This window comes from Flavobacterium sp. NKUCC04_CG (genome assembly GCF_019345525.1).
In the GTDB taxonomy this organism is placed as follows: domain Bacteria; phylum Bacteroidota; class Bacteroidia; order Flavobacteriales; family Flavobacteriaceae; genus Flavobacterium.
The window spans coordinates 1-381 of the sequence record NZ_JAHKRA010000056.1 but is presented as its reverse complement, the minus strand read 5'-3'; the positions used below and the strand labels follow the sequence as shown (position 1 = coordinate 381).

Annotated in this window: 1 protein-coding gene; it reads right to left on the bottom strand. The window is 51.4% G+C overall.

Annotation, left to right across the window (positions count from 1 at the left end):
- Positions 1-381, bottom strand: a 381-nt coding sequence (locus tag KO524_RS15210; RefSeq protein WP_219295079.1) for a hypothetical protein, incomplete at both ends; no start/stop codon positions are given.

The following is a 381-nucleotide window of genomic DNA, read 5'->3' as shown; positions in this document are numbered from 1 at the left end:
AGCCGTTGTCGGCAATCACGCGAACCCGATATGGACCTCCTTCCGAAACCTCGATGGTTCTTCCGACCATACCGTTGCTCCATGTATAGCTATGCTGGTCTGAACCGCTAGCCGATAAACGCACGCGATATGGTGTACAATCCAATACATCAAATCGGATATACGGTTGCTCCGGTGGCGGGGTTACGCTAAATTCCATTACCGCACTGCCCATACACTCGGGATCTTGCGGGTCGCGCACGTTTAACACATAAACATAGTCGCCCGCTTCCAAGTGTTCTTCAAACTCCAAAGGGGTATGGATACTCCAATTGTAAATCACGGTGTTGTTGCGCGTCCACTGACGTAAAACCCGCGGATCGGCAAGGGTAGCGCTGATTT